The organism is Bacillus sp. hwrm1, from assembly GCF_040207805.1.
Lineage (GTDB): Bacteria > Bacillota > Bacilli > Bacillales > Bacillaceae > Bacillus > Bacillus velezensis.
Genome location: NZ_CP157943.1, coordinates 3,915,051 through 3,933,290 on the forward strand (window position 1 = coordinate 3,915,051; position 18,240 = coordinate 3,933,290).

At 44.6% G+C, this 18,240-nt stretch carries 20 protein-coding genes; 5 read left to right on the top strand and 15 right to left on the bottom strand.

Going from position 1 to position 18,240, the window contains the following annotated elements; genetic code table 11:
* Positions 1-54: 54 nt before the first annotated feature.
* On the top strand, positions 55-1,389 hold the full coding sequence (gene glpT, locus ABK447_RS19605) for a glycerol-3-phosphate transporter (protein WP_003156725.1): 1,335 nt from the start codon (positions 55-57) through the stop codon (positions 1,387-1,389).
* 95 nt (positions 1,390-1,484) lie between these two features.
* Entirely contained in the window at positions 1,485-2,372 is an 888-nt protein-coding gene (locus ABK447_RS19610) for a glycerophosphodiester phosphodiesterase (protein WP_007408993.1), read from the top strand.
* Positions 2,373-2,553: 181 nt separating this feature from the next.
* Here ABK447_RS19610 and ABK447_RS19615 read toward each other — a convergent pair whose 3' ends face one another.
* From ABK447_RS19615 to ABK447_RS19625, 3 genes are all read right to left on the bottom strand, one after another.
* On the bottom strand, positions 2,554-2,802 hold the full coding sequence (locus ABK447_RS19615) for a DUF2651 family protein (protein WP_041482172.1): 249 nt from the start codon (positions 2,800-2,802) through the stop codon (positions 2,554-2,556).
* Positions 2,803-2,869: 67 nt separating this feature from the next.
* A complete protein-coding gene (locus ABK447_RS19620; protein ID WP_099320031.1) occupies positions 2,870-4,072 on the bottom strand; it encodes a hypothetical protein in 1,203 nt (400 codons plus the stop codon).
* A gap of 534 nt (positions 4,073-4,606) precedes the next feature.
* Positions 4,607-6,226 carry an APC family permease gene (locus ABK447_RS19625; protein ID WP_094031457.1) on the bottom strand — a complete coding sequence of 540 codons (1,620 nt, stop codon included), beginning with the start codon at positions 6,224-6,226 and terminating at the stop codon, positions 4,607-4,609.
* A gap of 185 nt (positions 6,227-6,411) precedes the next feature.
* On the opposite strand from ABK447_RS19625, the gene ABK447_RS19630 reads away from it, so the two are divergent.
* Positions 6,412-6,672, top strand: coding sequence for a hypothetical protein (locus tag ABK447_RS19630; protein ID WP_003156732.1), 261 nt, complete (start codon positions 6,412-6,414; stop codon positions 6,670-6,672).
* A 44-nt stretch (positions 6,673-6,716) separates the two neighbouring features.
* Here ABK447_RS19630 and ABK447_RS19635 read toward each other — a convergent pair whose 3' ends face one another.
* From ABK447_RS19635 to ABK447_RS19690, 12 genes are all read right to left on the bottom strand, one after another.
* On the bottom strand, positions 6,717-7,415 hold the full coding sequence (locus tag ABK447_RS19635; protein ID WP_094031456.1) for a hypothetical protein: 699 nt from the start codon (positions 7,413-7,415) through the stop codon (positions 6,717-6,719).
* A 109-nt stretch (positions 7,416-7,524) separates the two neighbouring features.
* A complete protein-coding gene (locus tag ABK447_RS19640) occupies positions 7,525-7,773 on the bottom strand; it encodes a sigma-G-dependent sporulation-specific acid-soluble spore protein CsgA (protein ID WP_094031905.1) in 249 nt (82 codons plus the stop codon).
* Positions 7,774-7,853: 80 nt separating this feature from the next.
* Complete coding sequence (locus tag ABK447_RS19645; protein WP_007408988.1) at positions 7,854-8,330, bottom strand: DUF4879 domain-containing protein; 477 nt, start codon at positions 8,328-8,330, stop codon at positions 7,854-7,856.
* Positions 8,331-8,433: 103 nt separating this feature from the next.
* Positions 8,434-8,613, bottom strand: coding sequence for a hypothetical protein (locus tag ABK447_RS19650; RefSeq protein WP_060675261.1), 180 nt, complete (start codon positions 8,611-8,613; stop codon positions 8,434-8,436).
* A 13-nt stretch (positions 8,614-8,626) separates the two neighbouring features.
* On the bottom strand, positions 8,627-9,769 hold the full coding sequence (locus tag ABK447_RS19655; protein WP_094031455.1) for an ABC transporter permease: 1,143 nt from the start codon (positions 9,767-9,769) through the stop codon (positions 8,627-8,629).
* The gene (locus ABK447_RS19660) at positions 9,766-10,947 is read right to left on the bottom strand and encodes an ABC transporter permease (protein WP_094031454.1); all 1,182 of its coding nucleotides are present in this window, start codon (positions 10,945-10,947) and stop codon (positions 9,766-9,768) included. Before ABK447_RS19660 ends, ABK447_RS19655 begins: the two co-directional genes overlap by 4 nt.
* A gap of 8 nt (positions 10,948-10,955) precedes the next feature.
* Entirely contained in the window at positions 10,956-11,891 is a 936-nt protein-coding gene (locus tag ABK447_RS19665; RefSeq protein ID WP_094031453.1) for an ABC transporter ATP-binding protein, read from the bottom strand.
* 141 nt (positions 11,892-12,032) lie between these two features.
* The gene (locus ABK447_RS19670) at positions 12,033-12,677 is read right to left on the bottom strand and encodes a response regulator transcription factor (RefSeq protein ID WP_025284154.1); all 645 of its coding nucleotides are present in this window, start codon (positions 12,675-12,677) and stop codon (positions 12,033-12,035) included.
* A gap of 4 nt (positions 12,678-12,681) precedes the next feature.
* On the bottom strand, positions 12,682-13,812 hold the full coding sequence (locus ABK447_RS19675; RefSeq protein ID WP_221664228.1) for a sensor histidine kinase: 1,131 nt from the start codon (positions 13,810-13,812) through the stop codon (positions 12,682-12,684).
* A gap of 10 nt (positions 13,813-13,822) precedes the next feature.
* Complete coding sequence (locus ABK447_RS19680; protein ID WP_007408981.1) at positions 13,823-14,536, bottom strand: YjjG family noncanonical pyrimidine nucleotidase; 714 nt, start codon at positions 14,534-14,536, stop codon at positions 13,823-13,825.
* A 92-nt stretch (positions 14,537-14,628) separates the two neighbouring features.
* On the bottom strand, positions 14,629-16,014 hold the full coding sequence (locus tag ABK447_RS19685) for an amino acid permease (protein ID WP_349909127.1): 1,386 nt from the start codon (positions 16,012-16,014) through the stop codon (positions 14,629-14,631).
* Positions 16,015-16,439: 425 nt separating this feature from the next.
* On the bottom strand, positions 16,440-16,871 hold the full coding sequence (locus ABK447_RS19690) for a MarR family winged helix-turn-helix transcriptional regulator (RefSeq protein WP_011996235.1): 432 nt from the start codon (positions 16,869-16,871) through the stop codon (positions 16,440-16,442).
* Positions 16,872-17,066: 195 nt separating this feature from the next.
* Between ABK447_RS19690 and ABK447_RS19695 the strand changes: the two genes are divergently transcribed.
* Positions 17,067-17,471, top strand: coding sequence for a CidA/LrgA family holin-like protein (locus ABK447_RS19695; protein WP_003156751.1), 405 nt, complete (start codon positions 17,067-17,069; stop codon positions 17,469-17,471).
* On the top strand, positions 17,441-18,133 hold the full coding sequence (locus tag ABK447_RS19700; protein ID WP_007408978.1) for an LrgB family protein: 693 nt from the start codon (positions 17,441-17,443) through the stop codon (positions 18,131-18,133). The genes ABK447_RS19695 and ABK447_RS19700 overlap by 31 nt, the downstream gene beginning before the upstream one ends.
* The last annotated feature ends 107 nt before the right edge of the window (positions 18,134-18,240 follow it).

Below are 18,240 nucleotides of genomic sequence, written 5' to 3' on the forward strand. Positions count from 1 at the left end.
AGGAAAGGAGTCATACATACATCATGATAGACGTTCAGCAAAGGGGAGGATATGATGTTTCAATTGTTTAAGCCGGCTCCGCATATTGAGAGATTGGATGATTCAAAGACGGATGCGGCCTATAAACGGCTCAGGCTGCAAGTATTTTTGGGGATTTTCATCGGGTATGCCGGGTATTATTTGCTTCGCAAAAACTTTGCCTTCGCTATTCCTTATTTTCAGGAACAAGGGTTTTCAAAAGGGGAACTTGGCTTGGTGCTTGCGGCCGTATCAATCGCTTACGGCTTCAGTAAATTTATTATGGGGATGGTGTCTGACCGCTGCAACCCGAGATATTTCCTTGCGACGGGTCTGTTTTTGTCAGGTGTGGTAAACATTTTATTTGTTTCCATGCCGTGGGTCACGTCAAGCGTGACGATTATGTTTATTTTTATGTTTATTAACGGATGGTTTCAAGGAATGGGCTGGCCGCCTTGCGGACGGACGATGGCTCATTGGTTTTCCATCAGTGAACGCGGCACGAAAATGTCGATATGGAATGTCGCCCATAACATAGGCGGAGGTATTCTCGCCCCGCTCGTGACTCTCGGCATCGCCATGTTTGTTACTTGGAAAAGCGTGTTTTTCTTTCCGGCGATTATCGCCATCGTCATTTCATTTGTGATTGTTCTTCTCGTACGGGACACGCCGCAATCCTGCGGGCTTCCGCCGATTGAAGAATACCGGAATGACTATCCGAAACATGCGTTCAAAGACCAGGAAAAAGAGATGACGACCAAAGAAATTCTTTTCAAATACGTGCTGAATAATAAGTTTCTGTGGTATATCGCATTTGCCAATGTCTTTGTTTACTTCGTACGGTACGGTGTCGTTGACTGGGCGCCGACTTATTTGACGGAAGCGAAAGGGTTCTCTCCTGAAGATTCCAGATGGTCTTATTTCCTTTATGAATATGCGGGAATTCCGGGAACGATTTTGTGCGGCTGGATCAGCGACCGGTTTTTCAAAAGCCGCCGCGCGCCGGCAGGCGTACTGTTCATGGCCGGCGTATTTATCGCTGTATTGGTCTACTGGCTTAACCCTGCCGGTCATCCGCTCATCGATAATATCGCGCTGATCAGCATCGGCTTCTTAATCTATGGACCTGTCATGCTGATCGGGCTTCAGGCCATTGACCTTGCGCCTAAAAAAGCGGCGGGAACGGCAGCCGGCTTAACCGGGTTTTTCGGCTACATCGGAGGCTCTGCTTTCGCCAACGCCATCATGGGTTATGTCGTAGACCGCTTTGACTGGAACGGCGGCTTTATCATGCTTATCTCCTCATGCGTGCTGTCCATCGTCTTCTTGGCTATGACGTGGAATACGGGCAAGCGGGCGGAGCATGTGTAAGAAAACAACATAAAAGATTAATATTTTTGCAGTACAGCATTTACAACGATTTTCTACACTAGAGACAGATATTGATTTTTAAGGGGGAAGAAAACATGCGGAAACATAAATTGTTTGCTTTGGTATTGCTTTCATTCGGTTTATTGTCATTCATCGTCACGCCTGTATCGGCGGCGGGAAAAGGAAACCTCTTGTCTCCTGACAGAATTTTGACCATTGCCCATCGCGGTGCTTCGGGGTATGTCCCGGAGCACACGATCCTTTCTTATGAAACTGCGCAAAAAATGAAGGCTGACTATATTGAGCTGGATTTACAAATGACAAAAGACGGCAAGCTGATCGTCATGCATGATGAAAAACTGGACCGCACCACAAACGGACAAGGCTGGGTGAAGGATCATACATTAGCCGAGATTCAAAAGCTCGACGCCGGCTCTTGGTTCAATAAGGCCTATCCGGAAAAAGCAAAACCGCAATACGCCGGACTTCGCGTTCCCACACTTGATGACGTGTTAAAACGGTTCGGCAGACATGCAAACTATTATATTGAAACAAAGGCGCCCGAAACATATCCGGGTATGGAAGAAAAACTGATCGCTTCACTGAAAAAATACAAATTGGCAGGTAAGCATGCGAAACTTGGACAAGTTATCATTCAGTCTTTCAGCAGGGACAGCCTTCTGAAAATCAAACAGCTCGATCCGAAACTTCCCGCTGTCCAATTGCTTGAAGCGGAACAGATGACGTCAATGACTGACGCAGATTTAACGGACATTAAAACATATGCCGTCGGAATCGGACCGGATTACAAAGCGCTGAACGCTCAAAATGTCCGAAACATTCGCAGCCACGGCCTTCTGCTTCATCCTTACACCGTAAACAGCGAGGCGGACATGCGCCGTCTGCTGAATTGGGGCGTAACCGGTGTGTTTACCAACTATGCGGATATATTCCAAAAGGTTAAAAAAGAATACAAATCATAAAGCCAGCATGGGTTCGGGGATGATGCCGAACCCATGTTTTTTGCCCAATAATGCAAACGCCATCATGGGTTATGTAGCGGGCGGAGCATATTATTAAAAGGCTGAGACTCACCTTAATTGTAAAAAGGTATCACTGTAATGATGAATTACTTGTGATACCTTTTTAAACAAAGGAATATAATTATTTATTTCTATTATCTAGTTTCTTTCTTATACTATTTGTAATAGACGATAATACAAGTGATACTAAACCATAGACAACCACCCATCCCCAGAAGGATAGATTAAAAACAGTGAACATTAATATGACTGAAACAACTATACTGACAAGCGGCATTATATAGACTTTTTTGAAAATATAAGTGAATATAATCGATAAGACGATAATAGAAAGTGGTAAAATACCAAAAGCAAGATCTAGCTCATCCATTATTATTCTCCTTTGTGAATTTAATTTCCCTTTAAATATACTCACTCAGCTGTCTAGCGATTTATATCTAATCACCCCATACTTCTTTGTTTTTCTTAATCATAAAAAAGTCATATTCAGAAACATGGGTATTGTTAATAATTTTTTCAAGTCCTCTGATAGGAGTAGATTTTAATTTTTTTCCGTTTTTATAAGAGTAAGAATTAATCACATATTTCCCACCCTTGCTTATTTCTAACAAGAAAATTTCAGACTCATCAAAATAAGTGAATTTTGCTTGGTTTTCAAATTTTGTCGACCTATTTAACGGGATTTTTTTTCCCGGCTTCATACTTTTCAGATCGAAAGTATAAAGTATTGAATTAGCTGCCAAATGATATAAAGTGTCATTTTTCACAAAAAAGTTATTAGTGGAAAGAGGAATTGCCAGTTGAGAAATTTCATCAGGGATATGATAACTGCCTAAAGGATATGCCCCTTTAAACTTTTTATGCTTTAAATCAATTTCTGCTACTTTGAATTGTACTTTGTTTGATTTATCCGTTTGGTTATATAGTATAAAAAAGGCTGAGCTTTTTTTAACTATTATTTGTGAATAAACACTCCAATTTTCTTCATTTAATATAGGAATTGTTGTTCCTTTCCCTACTGTAACTTTATCTTTATCTATTTTAATACCCTGAAAAGTCGGTGTTTTAATTGAAGAATCTTCATTTATCACGTAAATATATTCACCGTCATTACCAGTACTTGTATAGAAACCCGGAATAATCTTTTCATGAAATCCACTGCCGTTACCCCATCTGATTAAACTATTATAATGGTTTTCACCGACTCCTTGATTATTCAAAAAATAAAAGATATTTTCTTTTCTTAAATGGCCTGATGACTGCCCATAACTTGTATGTACTTGATGTTGCATCGGGAATTTTTTAAAGTTATCGCCTATCATATAAACTTCTTTTTTGTCCTGTCTAACTATGTTTTTTTCATCTTGTGCAATGGTTCCAACCTCAATAGCATCTCCTTTTACAGCTGTTGCTGCTCCTTTTTCATCAATGTATACAGTATAACTCCCATCTTTAGGATAATCTATTGTAGCTGAATAATATATAGCTGCAATTTTATCATTCAAGAAATACTTTTCCTTTTCTTTTTCAGTTTGTTTAACATTAGAAACTGAATTAGTATATTTAAAAGTTCCAATACATATAAATATACCTATTAATACTATGACCGCAATTATAATAAGCCACTTAATCTTGTTCAAATATAATCTCTCTCCTTAAAATAATATGACTCCCTAAATAAACTTAGGGAGTGAAAATAATTCATCTAAATGTTTTAATAGTTTTTGTATAATTGGAATCTCTGATGTCTCTTGGATAGACGCCCAGTCATAATTTTCGCGTTTTCATACTTATTACCTCCTGCTATTTATTTATTCTCCTATATTTTAATTTATTATACAATTATTGTAATCTCAACTTACGTACTGTATTTATTCTATGGTTAATTATTTGTTTTGTCTCTAAAACTTTGACTTTGGAGTACAGGAAAAAGATGAAGCATGAAGAAGAAGAAACATAAAAGATTAATAGTTGCCTAACATATCTTTTACATTCATTGTTTAATATGGAAGACAGTTATTGATAAGGCGGAGAAATCATGAGAAAAAAGAATACTGTCCTTGGTTGCCTGTCGTTAGGCTTTCTCATTCATCGTCACGTCTGTATCGAACCCATGTTTTTTTGCCCGATCAAAAAACCTTGCGGGAACGTTCCCGCAAGGTTTTTATCAATCATTATTCTTTTCCGGCAGCGGCTTCCGCCTGTCCGCCTTTTAATTGATCGTTGATTGCTTTGGCGTCTTTCAAATACTCAGTCTTGAATCCGCTCTTCAGCGCCCACGCATAGAAGGCAAGGGCAACGATTGCGATCAGCCCCATATCCCAGCCGTACGGAATGATGTTCAGACCGCCGAATTTTTCACTTCCGAGCCATGAAATGACCATCATGCTGAGCAGATAGACAACCATCCAGACCCCGCCTTTAAAGTTTCTGCGGAATCCTTTCCACTTCGCTTTCGCTTGGTAGTAGAAATAAATCGGAAGGCCGATCAAAATGATAAACAGCACCTGCCCTGTTAACGGCCAGCGCGCCCAATACAGCACGAGAGACGCGAACACGAAGCCGAGCGGTGCAACCACGCTGAGGCCTTTCAGACGGAGAGGCCGGTACAAATCCGCCGCCGTCCGCCGCAGCGTCATCACCGTCACGGGACCCGTGATATAAGAAATCAGCGTCGCAACGGAAATGATTTCAGCAAGCACGCCCCATCCTCTGAATAAAAACAGAAAGATAAACGATACGACCAGGTTGAAAATCATCGCTTGGCGCGGCACGCCGTACAGCGGATGAAGCTTTCCGAAAATGCTCGGCATATATTTATTTTTTTCCATGCCGTAAATCATGCGGGACGTCGTAGCGGTATAAGTAATACCCGTTCCTGACGGAGATACGAACGCATCCGCATAAAGAATAATGACAAGCCAGTTGATATTCAATGCGATCGCCAAATCGGCAAATGGAGAGTTGAAGTTCAGGTGACTCCAGCCGTGAACGATCATGGAAGGTTCAACCGCACCGATAAATGCGATTTGCAATAGGACGTAAATGACGGTTGCGACCAGCAGCGAACCGACAACCGCAATCGGAATCGATTTGCCGGGATTTTTTGCTTCTCCGGCCATGTTAATCGGGCTTTGAAACCCGTTAAACGCAAATACGATACCTGATGTGGCCACCGCCGTCAGCACGCTCGCCCAGCCGTTCGGCGCAATGCTTGAACCGGATGTGAAGTTTTCGCCGTGAAAACCGGTAAACAGCAGCGCTCCGATTGTCAGCCCCGGAATAATGATTTTAAAGATGGTAATCAATGAATTCGCTTTTGAAAACAAGTTAACTGTCCAATAATTCAGTAAAAAGTAAATAATCAGTAATACGGATGCGAAGCCGAGCCCCTCTCCCGTAAGAGTGCCGTTGTGAACGAGATTGCTTGTCCATTTTGCCCATTCCCACGGCCATGAGCTCATGTATTGAACAGACGCAACCGCTTCCACCGGAATAACGGAAACAATCGCAATCCAGTTTGCCCATCCTGCGATAAATCCAATAAATGATCCATGAGAATATTGAGTATATTTTACCATTCCCCCGGCTTCCGGGAACATTGAACCCAATTCACTGTAAGAAAGTGCGATAAACAAAATAACGATCATACCGATAATCCAGGAAATAATTGCGGCAGGTCCCGCAATCTGAGCCGCCCGCCACGCCCCGAATAACCAGCCGGAGCCAATCATCGACCCAAGTCCGACCATCATGAGTGCAAACGTTCCCATTCTGCGATGTAATTGATTCATAAAGTTAACACCTTTCAATTAAAATATGACTCCAGCGCTATCATATATTTATAATATTATTCTGAAAATAGTTTTGTCAATCTTTATCGCATTAAAGCGGCAAGCCAAAATTAACCTTCCGATGTTTAAACAGCCGTTAAGCGGGAATAACTACTGCAAGCCAGAAATAGAAAGGAGTTTTTATCGTGAAACAAAAACTGCTCATTTCAGGACTTGCCGTGTCGACTGTCGGAGTGACTTCCTACCTGCTCAAAGATAAATCAAACCGCCAAAAGGTGATGAACTTTATCCGCAATATGAAAACATCGCTCTCCGGGAAGCAGGATATTGAATCATTCCCCGTCAACAAAGCAGGCAACCCGCATCCCGAAGATATTGAAGATAACAAAATGGTATCCGAAGGCTCCATGTACCCGGTTCAATATTATGATGACAAGAAGAAATAATCTGTTCCCGGGCTGCCCGGCCGTATCAAACGGCGGCAGCTTTTTTATGCAGACGGCGTTTGATAGAACCGCCAATATTGGCGCGAGCCTTTATCCCGCACGGTAATGCCCAGTTTGGATATTTCCGCTTTCAGTTCTTTCGCATCAGCCTTTTCCTCCTCTTTCAGCGCCTTTTCTCTCGCTTTTAAAAGAGCATTTGCCCCTGGCTCCAAATCCGGCGTGTCCGGCACCCACCGTTTGTATTCTTCTTTAAAAGGATCTTCCGTCCCCAGCCAGACATACCCATGCGCGCGAAACGCATCAGCCGCTTTTTCAACCGCCGGCTCAAGCTTCTCCCGAAAAAGCTCCTGTCCTTCAGTGCCTAATAAGACAAGATGCTTCTCATCCGTAAACACACCGGAAATGCTGTCTTTCGAAAACACGCTTTCTTCATTATATATGGTTAAGGACACCTCGCTGTCCGTCACGACCGCCGTAAGACATTCTTTAAAAACAGTCCGCGTCAGCCACACTCCCCCGATTAAGCCGATAACGGCGATGACAGCCGCAGCCTTCCATCCGTGAAAAGAAGCGATCATTTCCAGCGGCCCGATAACAGGCAGCCAATCCAATGTTACGGCCCACTTCGCAATGACCGGCAGAAACCATCCGATGACCAGCCCAAATAATGGCGGCACCAGAAAAACCAAACCTTTTTCAACCGATGACAACTCAAGAACCGTCTGTTTTTTTATTTCGTTCATGTTTCTCCTCCGTCTGTGTTTTTCACAACTATCCATTATACAAAGGGTTGGATGATTCTGTAAACTGTTTCCGAAACAATAAAAAGCCTCCCGGCCGCCGGGAGGCTTTTTAAAACAGGAGCTCATATACTTCATTCAATTCCATCGTGCGCTTCTCATCCTGCTCGTTCTCAGCATATTTGATTTCCTTTTCAAGCACCTGATTCAGCGCGTCCATTTCCAAATCATTTAGATCTTTCACAAACTCGCCCTCATTTGCATAATGCTTCACCTGAAGGTTTTTATAAATCCCTCGGCACACATCATGCTCCAAGTGGTTCGAAAGCGACTCGCGCAAATATCCGAGTGTCCTGTCCATCATGTAAGCCCTCCCTTTTCTATAGGAATAGCTTCCCGGAAAGAGAGAAAAACTATACATGAAAGCACCGGGCGGCTGTTTTAACTCTGTACCTGAATGGAGAAAAATCCGCTGCTTAACGGCGTGTACGGCCCGTTCAGCCCCGTTGCGGAGAAAGAGAACGTTCCTGAACTGACATAAGAAAGAGGAACACTGTAATATTTAATGTAGCCTGTAACGATATTGCCGTTTTTCGTATATTCATCTTCCAGCGCTTTTGACGTAAGATTTGTAATATTCGTTCCGTTGTTAAATGCCTGGATCGTGTTATTGTTCGGATACCCTTGGAAATATACGGCTAAATAACCCGTTGTACCCTTCATCGGTTTTGATGCGCTGATTTGGTTCGGCCCGATATTTTCCCATTGGTAACTCTGACCGTCAGACGTCACACCGATAATACGGATTTGTGTTAAAGCAGGAGCCGGCGCCGCAGACGCTGATGGAGCCCACAACCCGCTCACAAGCAACAAAACAGCGGCGGCCGCCGCGAATAGCATAACGAGTCTCTTTTTCATGTTTCTTCCCCCTCTTATTCTTTTCGTAGAATCCTATACTATTTTACACGATTTACAAGGAAAAAGATTACATTTCATAAAAGAGTCCGGAATATTTTGTGAACTAGATATGAAACGCTCTGGAAACGCCATTGATTATGAGAAAGATGCCGCAGATTCTTAACACGACTCTTGAACTTCTGTCATCCTTACCGAAAAAGGTTTTTCCGAGCCAGCCGATCCATAGGTTCATTGCGGCTCCAGCGAGCATTTCTATGATTCCGATGATTTCTGCCATATACAAAGCAGCCATCCTCCTAACTGTGTTTTTTCATATTACGGTTTATCAAATAGAGTGATAAGACCAATGACGCTGCACCGGCAGCAAGAAACAGGCTCAGCGGCACGATCTGCATGCTGCCTCCGCCATTGTTTTGAAATACGCCGATCGCCCATTTTTCAGGAGTAAACAACGACAGCATGCGCATGTACTCCGGAGCCGCGTCTAATGTGAAGAAAGCCCCTCCCAATAAACCCGTGACAGCTATAAAAACGGAAGCAAGCGACGTGAATTGCTTTTGGCTCTTCATGAACGGTATCACGGCCATCGTTACAGCAGTCAGCGCAAACGAGCAGGCCGCAAGCACCGCTCCCGCAGCAAAAACATGATCAGCAAAACGGATATGCAGCATGAATGTTCCGGCAGCGAGGATCACGATAATGTGGAGAAGACCGAAAAGATACGCCGCCGCAAACTTAGAGATTGCATATGCCGTATAGGAAACGGGTGTGCTCAGCAATCTGTCATATGTATGATTTTCTTGTTCATCTATAAATGATCGCAGGCTTTGGACTGCAACAAACCAGATAAACATCACTAAAAATCCGATAAGTCTGTCGGCTGCCTGTCCGCCTTCATAAACGTGATGGCGGTCAACATTGACGGCAGAATGCCCCTGAATATCCTTCAAGAGATCAGCTGCCGCCTGCTTCCCGTCGGTGTGCAGCGTGCGGGATATCACTTTTGCATCGCGGACTATTTTTTTCAGCGCGCCCGCCTGCTGCGCAATCAGCTGCTCTGTCAAAACAGCATCACCCTTTTCTTCATTCTGAATAAATGAAACGTTCAATTCATCTCCGGAAAATAATTTTTCTTCAAAATGAGAGCCGATCAGCAATCCGAAGGAAATATCCTGATGATTAACCTTTGTTTTTAATACGTCCTCCGTGACCTTCGTGACTTTTATATGGCCGGCTGTCTGAATCATTTTCATAAATTGCGCTGAATAGGCGCTCTGATCCTTATCAGCTACATATACTTCCTTCTGCTGACTGCCATCCGCAGAAAAGGAAAAGAAATATGTGAGAAGGAGCGGGGCGGAAATCGTCGCAAAGATGGCAGCCCGATTTTGCAGCATCAGTTTCAGCTGATGTCTGATCATGAATAACAGCTGCGTCATGAAACAGCCTCCTTCCGTTTAAACACCCAGATGGTCAAACATAAAAACACGGCGCCGATGGCGGCAAGCTCTGCCAAATCCGTCGAAATACCGCTCAGACCGGCATGCTGCGTGACACTGACATAGCTGTTGATCGCTTTGCCGTTCGGTATCAGCTCCTGCACGATTCTCAAACTGTCAGGCAAGCTGTCTTTTGCGATAAAGCTTCCGCCTAAAAAACTGAATCCGTATAAAATGGGAGCCGCCATGCTTGAGACGGTCTCGTGGTTTTTTGCAGTAAACCCCCAAAGAAGCACGATACTGCCGATCGCAAATGAATAAACAATCGTAACCAGCAATATTTCAAACAAATTGCCCCATTTTACCTGATACAAGATGCTGCTTGCGATGATGACGGCAGCCATTTGCATAAGGATGGCAAGCATGATTCCCAAAAGCTTACCCGCCACATACTGGATACGTAAAACAGGCATTGATTTGATTCTGAATAACGTGTGCTGCTGTCTCTCTTCCACTATCCCGTGAATGAGCGCAAACGCGGTCATAATGGAGAACATGACGACCATTGCGATTGAATAATACTGCATCGCATCAATCGGAGCCGCATGATTGCCGGCCGACTGTTTCGGAATGGTGACAGCCTGTTCACCCGAAAGGCCGCTGATGATTTTGCGGGCATCTCCCTTTGACAGATGTCCCGACTGCTTCAGCACCGCTTTTTCTTCACTGATCTCCGCTTTTACTCTGGTGACAAACGAATCGGCCATCATTTCCACAATGTCTCCGTTTACAGAGCCTTGTTGGTCCGAGATGACTTTGATACTTGTTTTTTCATTGTGTTCTGCCGCTTTTGCAAAGCCTTTCGGCACGTATACAAAAACGGAGACTTTACCGCTTTCGACAAGCTGTTTCCCTTCTTGGTAACTGCCTATGTCTTTTACACGGATGAGATCAGTTTGTTTCAGCACGTCATTCTTTAATACGTCGCCCAAAGAACTCTCCGCGTGATCCGCATTATAAAACGCGGTCTGAAATGGCTTCACTTTCGAATCGCCGTGAAAAACCGTTCCTAAAATAAAAATCATCAGTGCCGGAAACAGAATCAGTTTTATATAGAAAGACTTTGCTCCGGCCAATAACCGAAAATCTAATAAGATCAGCCTGAATAATATTTTCATGACGCCCCCTATGAATCCCGCAGCGTTTTGCCGGTGAGCCGGAGGAAAATGCTTTCCAGATTGGCTTCCTCGAAATGAATGCCTTTAATGGTGATACCGGTTTTCCTGATATCATCCGCAATATCAAGGATATTGCGATCTGCCGCAGAGACGAGCATCGTAATGGTCTGCTGGCTGACAGCAGCCTCGGCAACACCGGAAATGCGGCGGATTTTTTTAACGGCGTCATCATTCAGCCCCTCTGCATTCACGATCAGGGTATCAGAGGCTTTGGCTGACTGCTTCAATTCGTCTTTCGTCCCGCAGGCAATGATTGAGCCGTGATCCATGATCGCCGCTTTTTCACAGAGGTATTCGACCTCTTCCATGTAATGACTCGTATAGATGACGGTCATCCCTTTTTCTTGATTTAACGTCTTCACGGTTTCAAGAATATGGTGTCTGGATTGCGGATCAATTCCGACGGTCGGTTCATCTAAAATGAATAGTTTAGGTTCATTCATTAGCGCGGCCCCGATATTCACCCGTCTTTTCATGCCGCCTGAAAACTCAGATACCCTTTGATGTCGCTGTTCCTGTAATTCGATGATGTCCAGCACTTCATCAACCCGTTTACAAAGTTCCTTACCGGAAAGTCCGTACAGACCCCCGAAAAAAGCCAAATTATCCTTTGCGCTTAACGCTTGATATAAAGCGATTTCCTGCGGGACGACTCCCATCACTTTTTTTATGGCCGCAGGCTGCTCCTGTAATGAGGTTCCGTCAATGCAGATTGTTCCGCCCGTTGGCGGGAGCACGGTGCTGATCATCGACACCGTTGTTGATTTACCGGCGCCGTTTGGTCCCAGCAGACCGAATATCTCGCCTTTTTCGACGCGCAGTGATATATGATTGACAGCGGTAAAATCGCCGTACTTCTTTGTCAAATCCGTTAATTCGAGCATTCGTGCAGCACCCCTTGTGTCATGTCTGCACTTATTCTACTCTCGGCAATCCTTGTTTTCTATTCACTTTCGTACTCGATATGGGTATTACTTTCGTCATATGTTTAGTGATAAAAAGGGAGAGAGGAGGGTGAAGCGGGGTTATAGCAATTTTTGCAAATATAAGGTAAGCTCGGTTCTGTTTGACACTTCAAGTTTATCGAGGATTCTGGATACATAGTTTTTCACAGTGCCTTCAGTCAGAAATAAGTCTGCGGCAATGCGTTTATTGCTTTTGCCTTCCATAATGTGTTTCGCCACATCAAGCTCTCTCGGCGTGAGAATCTCCTTCAGCTTTGTCCGCGGCTCTTTCTGCACCGCAGGGATCTCCATATTGTTCAGCGCTTTTACGACGGAAACCGTGATTTTGGGATTCAGCATCATCTTCCCTTCATAAACGGCTTGAAGGGAGTCGATCATTTCATCCGAATCAGCATCCTTCAAGAGATAGCCGTCGGCTCCGCTTTTCAGCCCGGCAAAAATATAGTGATCATCTTCAAACGTTGTCAGAATGATGACTTTTACGGACGGATATCGCGCTTTTACCGCTTTTGTCGTTTCGATTCCGTCCATACCGGGCATTCTGATATCCATCAAAATCACATCGGTTTCAGTTTGAGAAAGCAGCCGGAGAACCTCTTCGCCGCAAGAAGCCTCTCCCGATATTTGAATTCCTTCATGAAGACTCAGAATCATTTTCAGCCCCTCTCTCACAATGGACTGGTCGTCTGCAATCATGACATTCACTTGATTATTCCTCCTTGCATGGAATCCTTATTTTCACGTCAAAACCCGTTTCCTTCCCGGAAGAGAAAACAGCCTCTCCGCCAAGTGCGGCCGCTCTTTTCTCAATTCCTTTCAGACCATTTGATTTTATGATCGTTCCGCAGGCTGAGCCGTTATTATGAATATGCGCCAATATCATGTTTCGGTTTTTTTGAATCCGGACAGAAACATATGAAGCATGTCCATGCTTTATCGCATTCGTAATCGTTTCCTGAACGGATTGATAAAGACAATGCTTCACATCCGGCTGTTCCGCTTCTATCGCCGCGTCCGTCTCCAGCTCGAAGCGTATGCCTCCCGCCTCTTGAAAATGGCTGAAAATGTCACGGAGCTCTTGCTCAAATCCCCGCCCCGGCAAAGAGCCCTGCAGCAGCATAACGGCCTGGCGAAGCTTTAAAATGGATTCTTTCGTAAGATCATGCGCCTTATGAATGATCTGCTTCACTTTGTCCGGCTGATGCCCGGCTGTCTTCCCGGCAAATTCCAAATTCATTTTCAGAGCAGCCAGATAATGACCGAGAGAATCATGCAGCTCCTGCGCAATTCTTGTTCTTTCTTTCGTAACGGCCAGTTCCTCAATCCGGTCTGAATATTCCTTCAGTGTGTCATTAGCGATCTTCAGCTCTCGGTTCAGCAATTCAACCTTCGACTTCTCCTGCAGGTTTTTCCGATATAAATAAATCACCGCAAACATGATGAAGTATGGCGGCACGATATCACTGACACCCGCTCCGCCGGCGTATAAAGCTGCGGCAAATGCGGCGGCATTCATCGTTAACAAAACAGCCGAAATCTGCTTATCAGTAATAAGCACCTCCGCCAATAAAAGCACCATTACGGCCTGTGTCCCCACACTATAGACATTGTACAAAAGAACTCCCGCGATAACGCTGCTCAGGAGAAAAGAGCCTTGATATACAGCCGGCCTTCTCTTCATATATAGCGGCCGCAGGCAGTCATTAGCCGTCAGCATAATCACGAGCACAGACAAAAAAACCTTCAGCTCCCCCCGGCCGGGAGGAAGCTGAAGAATCGCATGAAAGATTGATAGTAATGCAAAACCCCTGATCAGTAACTTCGTATGTGCAATCTTCATCGAATTCTCCTTACAAATGAGCAGCGGCTTTCCGCTCCACGTTCAGCACATCATACAGCTCATCAAGCGAATGAATCTCGTACGTCGGGATGATTCCGGACTCATTTGCTTTCTTTCCGGGATTAAACCAGCACGTATCAATTCCCGCCATCTGACCGCCTTTTATGTCCGCGCTCAGTGAATCGCCGATAATAAGTCCGCCCTCGGCAGAAAAACCGGGAATTCTCGCAAACACGTAATCAAAGTATTCCTTCATCGGCTTTTGAAAACCCGTGTCCTCAGATACAAACACATCTTTAAAGAACGGATACAGACCGGAGTCGCCCAGCCGCTTATATTGTGATCTTGAGACGCCGTTCGTCACGATGTATAAATCAAATAAAGGACTCAGCCGTTCAATCAGCTCATAAGCTCCGTCTATCATCTGGTGCCCTTCTTCTAAGTATTGGCGGTACGCCTGATTCATCAGCACGCCGTCGGCTTCGAGGCCGTATTCTTTAAACAAAAGGGCAAACCGTGTATTCACCACTTCATCGCGGGTCATTTCCCCCTCTTCAAACGCCTTCCACAGCCCTTGATTTAACGCTTTATAACGGGCTTCCACCTCTGCCGTCAGCTCCAGCTTTGAACCTTGAAACAATTTTTGAAGAGCATCGGTTTCTGAAGCGGTAAAATCCAGCAGCGTATTGTCTATATCAAATAATAACGTACGGTAATGACTCATCGATGTTTCCCCCGGTTCTGCTTTTTTTAACCAGTATACCACTCGCGGACAAGCCGAAAAAGACACCCCTGTAAGAGAGGTGTCTTTTTGAATTATACAGCGTCTTCTATTTTCGATTTTTCACCAGGCATGCGCTTGCCGATACCGAACGCATAATAGCTGACCGTCACAATCGCCAGGAAAATCACCCCGACAACCAACGAAATCCGCGTATCTTTGTTAAACCACATGCCGATCAATACCATGAGTAAGAAAGCGATCGTCAAATAGTTTGTAAACGGCGCAAAAGGCATTTTAAACGGATGCTTATCAAGCTCAGCGCCCTTCGCTCTTCTGAAACCGAGATGGCTGATTAAAATGACGAACCACGGAATCATTCCCGGCAGCACACTCGCGCTGTACACATAGACAAAAATTTTCGGAGGCGCGATGTAGTTCAGCACGACACCGATCACAAGTCCGATTAATACCGCAAGCGTACCGAATATCGGCACACCGCTCGAAGAAACTTTCTTAAAGAATTTCGGGGCCTGTCCGTTCACGCCCAATGTGTAAAGCATGCGTCCCGCACTGAATATCCCGCTGTTGCATCCGGACATCGCAGCGGTAATCACAACAAAGTTAATCAAACCGGCCGCCGCCGTAATCCCGACTTTCGCAAATGTCGAAACAAACGGACTGCCGAGTGAGTGAAGCTCATTCCACGGATATACGGTAACGATTACGAAAATCGCACCGATGTAGAAAATTAAAATCCGCCAAATAATACTCTGAATCGCGCTTCGCAGCGTTTTTTGCGGGTCCTTCGCTTCCCCTGCCGTAATCCCGATCAGTTCGACCCCTTGATAGGCCGCAACGACCAAAGACAAGGCAAAGAAAAATCCTGAAAAACCATTCGTAAAGAAACCGCCGTGCGACCATAAATTAGATAATCCGATCGCATGCCCTCCGTTACCGAAACCGAAGAAAATAATCCCGATTCCGGCCACAATCATCAGAATAATGGTGACGATTTTGATCATGGCAAACCAAAATTCAAACTCACCGAAAGATTTTACCGAAATTAAATTCGCCGCACCGAGAATGGCCATGGCGATAATGCCGGGAATCCATGCCGGCAGATCAGGAAACCAATATTTCATATACGAACCGACGGCGATAATTTCAGACATCCCGACGATCACCCATTGAAACCAGTTGCTCCACGCCGTCATATAGCCGGCTAACGGATGTATATACTTATGGCCGAACGTCGCAAACGACCCTGTACTCGGCTCTACATAGAGCATTTCGCCCATCGCACGCATGATAAAAAAGATAAAGATACCCGAGATCGCATAAGCCAGCAGGACAGACGGCCCGGTCCATCCGATCGTGCTGGATGACCCCATGAATAAACCAACACCGATCGTGCCGCCCAGCGCAATCATCTGTACATGACGCGCGCCTAAGCCTCTCTTTAATTCTTTGTTTGCCACTTCGCTTCCTCCTCTTAACAGCTCTGATATATGTGAAATAATGAAGCAGAAGGTGCACCTGTTGAACCTAACTCACTCTTCATTTCCCGCAATATTAGAAATATTCTATCTTTCTATTGTTATATAATCTCCAATTTCCTTATTCCATCATAATAAATTTCCGTGGAAAATACAATTGTTTTTTTCAGGTAAACACCTTGCACCCTAAATCAACAAACTAAAAATAAAGCGCTTTCATTTTTATTGAATTATGAATATTAAGATAATAAATGCTGCAGCCTCCGAGAAACAGGATGTCCCCTGGAGAAACATGTTCCGCCCCCTATTCAATATTATTTTTGCTAAGCAGAATGGCGTAAAGTCTTACTCTCTTCCATTCTCCCTTGTATACGCCATAATCCTGCTTAACCGGCAAAAATCATGCATTAATCGATAAATGCCTCATTCAGCCGCAGCAAAAGCCGGCCGAACTTTTCTTTTTCATCGCCTGACCAATCGTCAAGCATATGTCGGTATCGATCAAGACGCATCTTTTTATCAGCTTTTAACCTCTGTTTGCCAAGCTTCGTAATCGCAAACAGACTGACCCGCCCGTCAGAAGGATCGGAAAAACGCTGGATCAGCTCTTTCGACTCCAAGGCCGCGGCCTGGCGTGACAATGTGGAAATATCCAGCTTAAAAGATTCGGCTAATTCCTTTACACGCGCCGGTCCGAATTCATCCAGCTGCCGTAATAACAAATACGCAGCCCTTTCCAGATGTCCGATTTTACGGTCGGAGTTATCAAGATAAACAGCTCTCCTGATAAAAGTGGTGAGCTCATATTCAATTAATTCAATCGGATCTTGTTTTGACAACAGCCTCACTCCTTACAATTGACAACAGCAATATTAGTTGTATAATACAAACATATGCATATTTACTAAGAAAACATATAGAAAGATTTTGCATACATATATTTGTATAGTACAAATATATGCGCAAAAAGTAAAGAAACATATCGAAGCATCAAGAAAGGGGGAAGCTGCTCTTCTCCAAAGAACAGCATTGTCGTGAAAGTCATACGCATCATCTTGCAAATCATTATTTTATTCGCATTTTCCTTTATCGGGGGAGCCGTTCAGCAGTTCTTTCACCTGCCCATTCCCGGAAGTATCATCGGTTTGATCCTGCTGATCATATGTTTATCGGTTAAGATCATTCCCGTCAAAATGATTGAAGACGGAGCCGGATTTTTGCTGTCTTTTCTTCCGCTGTTATTCATTCCGGCCATGACGGGCGTCATCAATTACCCGTCACTGTTTTCCGCCAGCGGGGCTGCTCTGTTTCTGATCATCGTGCTGAGCACCATCGTCACAATGATCGCCGCAGGGTACGCCAGCCAGCTGTTAGAGCACAAAGCCAATCAGAGAAAGGAGAAAAAGAAGTGCAGCAAGCATGTATCGCAATCCTTATAATTTTGTTCACGGCCGCCGCCTATCTGGCTATGGTGAAATTATATGTGCGCTTTCCATATCCCTTTCTCATACCGGTTTTGACGACTACGATTTTCATTATCGCCGTGCTGCTTGTTTTTCATATTTCGTATAAAGACTATATGATCGGCGGACAATGGATCAATTCACTGCTCGGCCCCGCCGTGGTGGCTTTGGCATACCCGCTTTATAAGCAGCGCCGGGTGTTAATCAAGTATATGTTTCCGATCATCGGCGGCGTGTTGGCCGGTTTATTCTCCGGAATGGTCAGCGGCCTGCTATTTGCAGAGCTGTTCGGCATCAGCCGGAGTTTGATTTTGTCAATTATCCCAAAATCAATTACGACGCCTGTCGCCATACAGATTGCGTCCGGTATCGGCGGTGTCCCTTCCATGACAGTCGTGTTCGTCATGATCGCAGGGTTTTCCGGCGTTATCTTAGGACCGCTGCTTCTCAAGTGGATCCGCATTCGCAGCTCACTCGGGAAAGGAATTGCATTCGGGAGCGCTTCCCATGCGCTCGGCACCTCAAAAGCAATGGAGTACGGAGAATTAACGGTCTCCATGAGCTCTGTTTCCATGACGCTCTGCGCCGTGTTAGGGTCGGTCTTCGGCCCCGTCGTAGCATGGATGTTTCAAATTTAAAGCTGACGGTTCTCCGTCAGCTTTTTTCATGTGCGGATCATCTCATTTCCTTCCATTATTATGTTTCATTTGTAAGAATAATGGTAAAGTAGAAAACAAGGAGGGAT

What these genes read in the sequence shown, in the direction of transcription:
- ABK447_RS19645 (WP_007408988.1), bottom strand. Translation starts at nt 8,330, where the DNA reads ATGAAAAAGAGACTCGTTATGCTATTCGCGGCGGCCGCCGCTGTTTTG.
- ABK447_RS19655 (WP_094031455.1), bottom strand. Translation starts at nt 9,769, where the DNA reads ATGACGCAGCTGTTATTCATGATCAGACATCAGCTGAAACTGATGCTG.
- ABK447_RS19680 (WP_007408981.1), bottom strand. Translation starts at nt 14,536, where the DNA reads ATGAGTCATTACCGTACGTTATTATTTGATATAGACAATACGCTGCTG.
- ABK447_RS19675 (WP_221664228.1), bottom strand. Translation starts at nt 13,812, where the DNA reads ATGAAGATTGCACATACGAAGTTACTGATCAGGGGTTTTGCATTACTA.
- ABK447_RS19615 (WP_041482172.1), bottom strand. Translation starts at nt 2,802, where the DNA reads ATGGATGAGCTAGATCTTGCTTTTGGTATTTTACCACTTTCTATTATC.
- ABK447_RS19665 (WP_094031453.1), bottom strand. Translation starts at nt 11,891, where the DNA reads ATGCTCGAATTAACGGATTTGACAAAGAAGTACGGCGATTTTACCGCT.
- glpT (WP_003156725.1), top strand. Translation starts at nt 55, where the DNA reads ATGTTTCAATTGTTTAAGCCGGCTCCGCATATTGAGAGATTGGATGAT.
- ABK447_RS19640 (WP_094031905.1), bottom strand. Translation starts at nt 7,773, where the DNA reads ATGGACAGGACACTCGGATATTTGCGCGAGTCGCTTTCGAACCACTTG.
- ABK447_RS19660 (WP_094031454.1), bottom strand. Translation starts at nt 10,947, where the DNA reads ATGAAAATATTATTCAGGCTGATCTTATTAGATTTTCGGTTATTGGCC.
- ABK447_RS19625 (WP_094031457.1), bottom strand. Translation starts at nt 6,226, where the DNA reads ATGAATCAATTACATCGCAGAATGGGAACGTTTGCACTCATGATGGTC.
- ABK447_RS19635 (WP_094031456.1), bottom strand. Translation starts at nt 7,415, where the DNA reads ATGAACGAAATAAAAAAACAGACGGTTCTTGAGTTGTCATCGGTTGAA.
- ABK447_RS19610 (WP_007408993.1), top strand. Translation starts at nt 1,485, where the DNA reads ATGCGGAAACATAAATTGTTTGCTTTGGTATTGCTTTCATTCGGTTTA.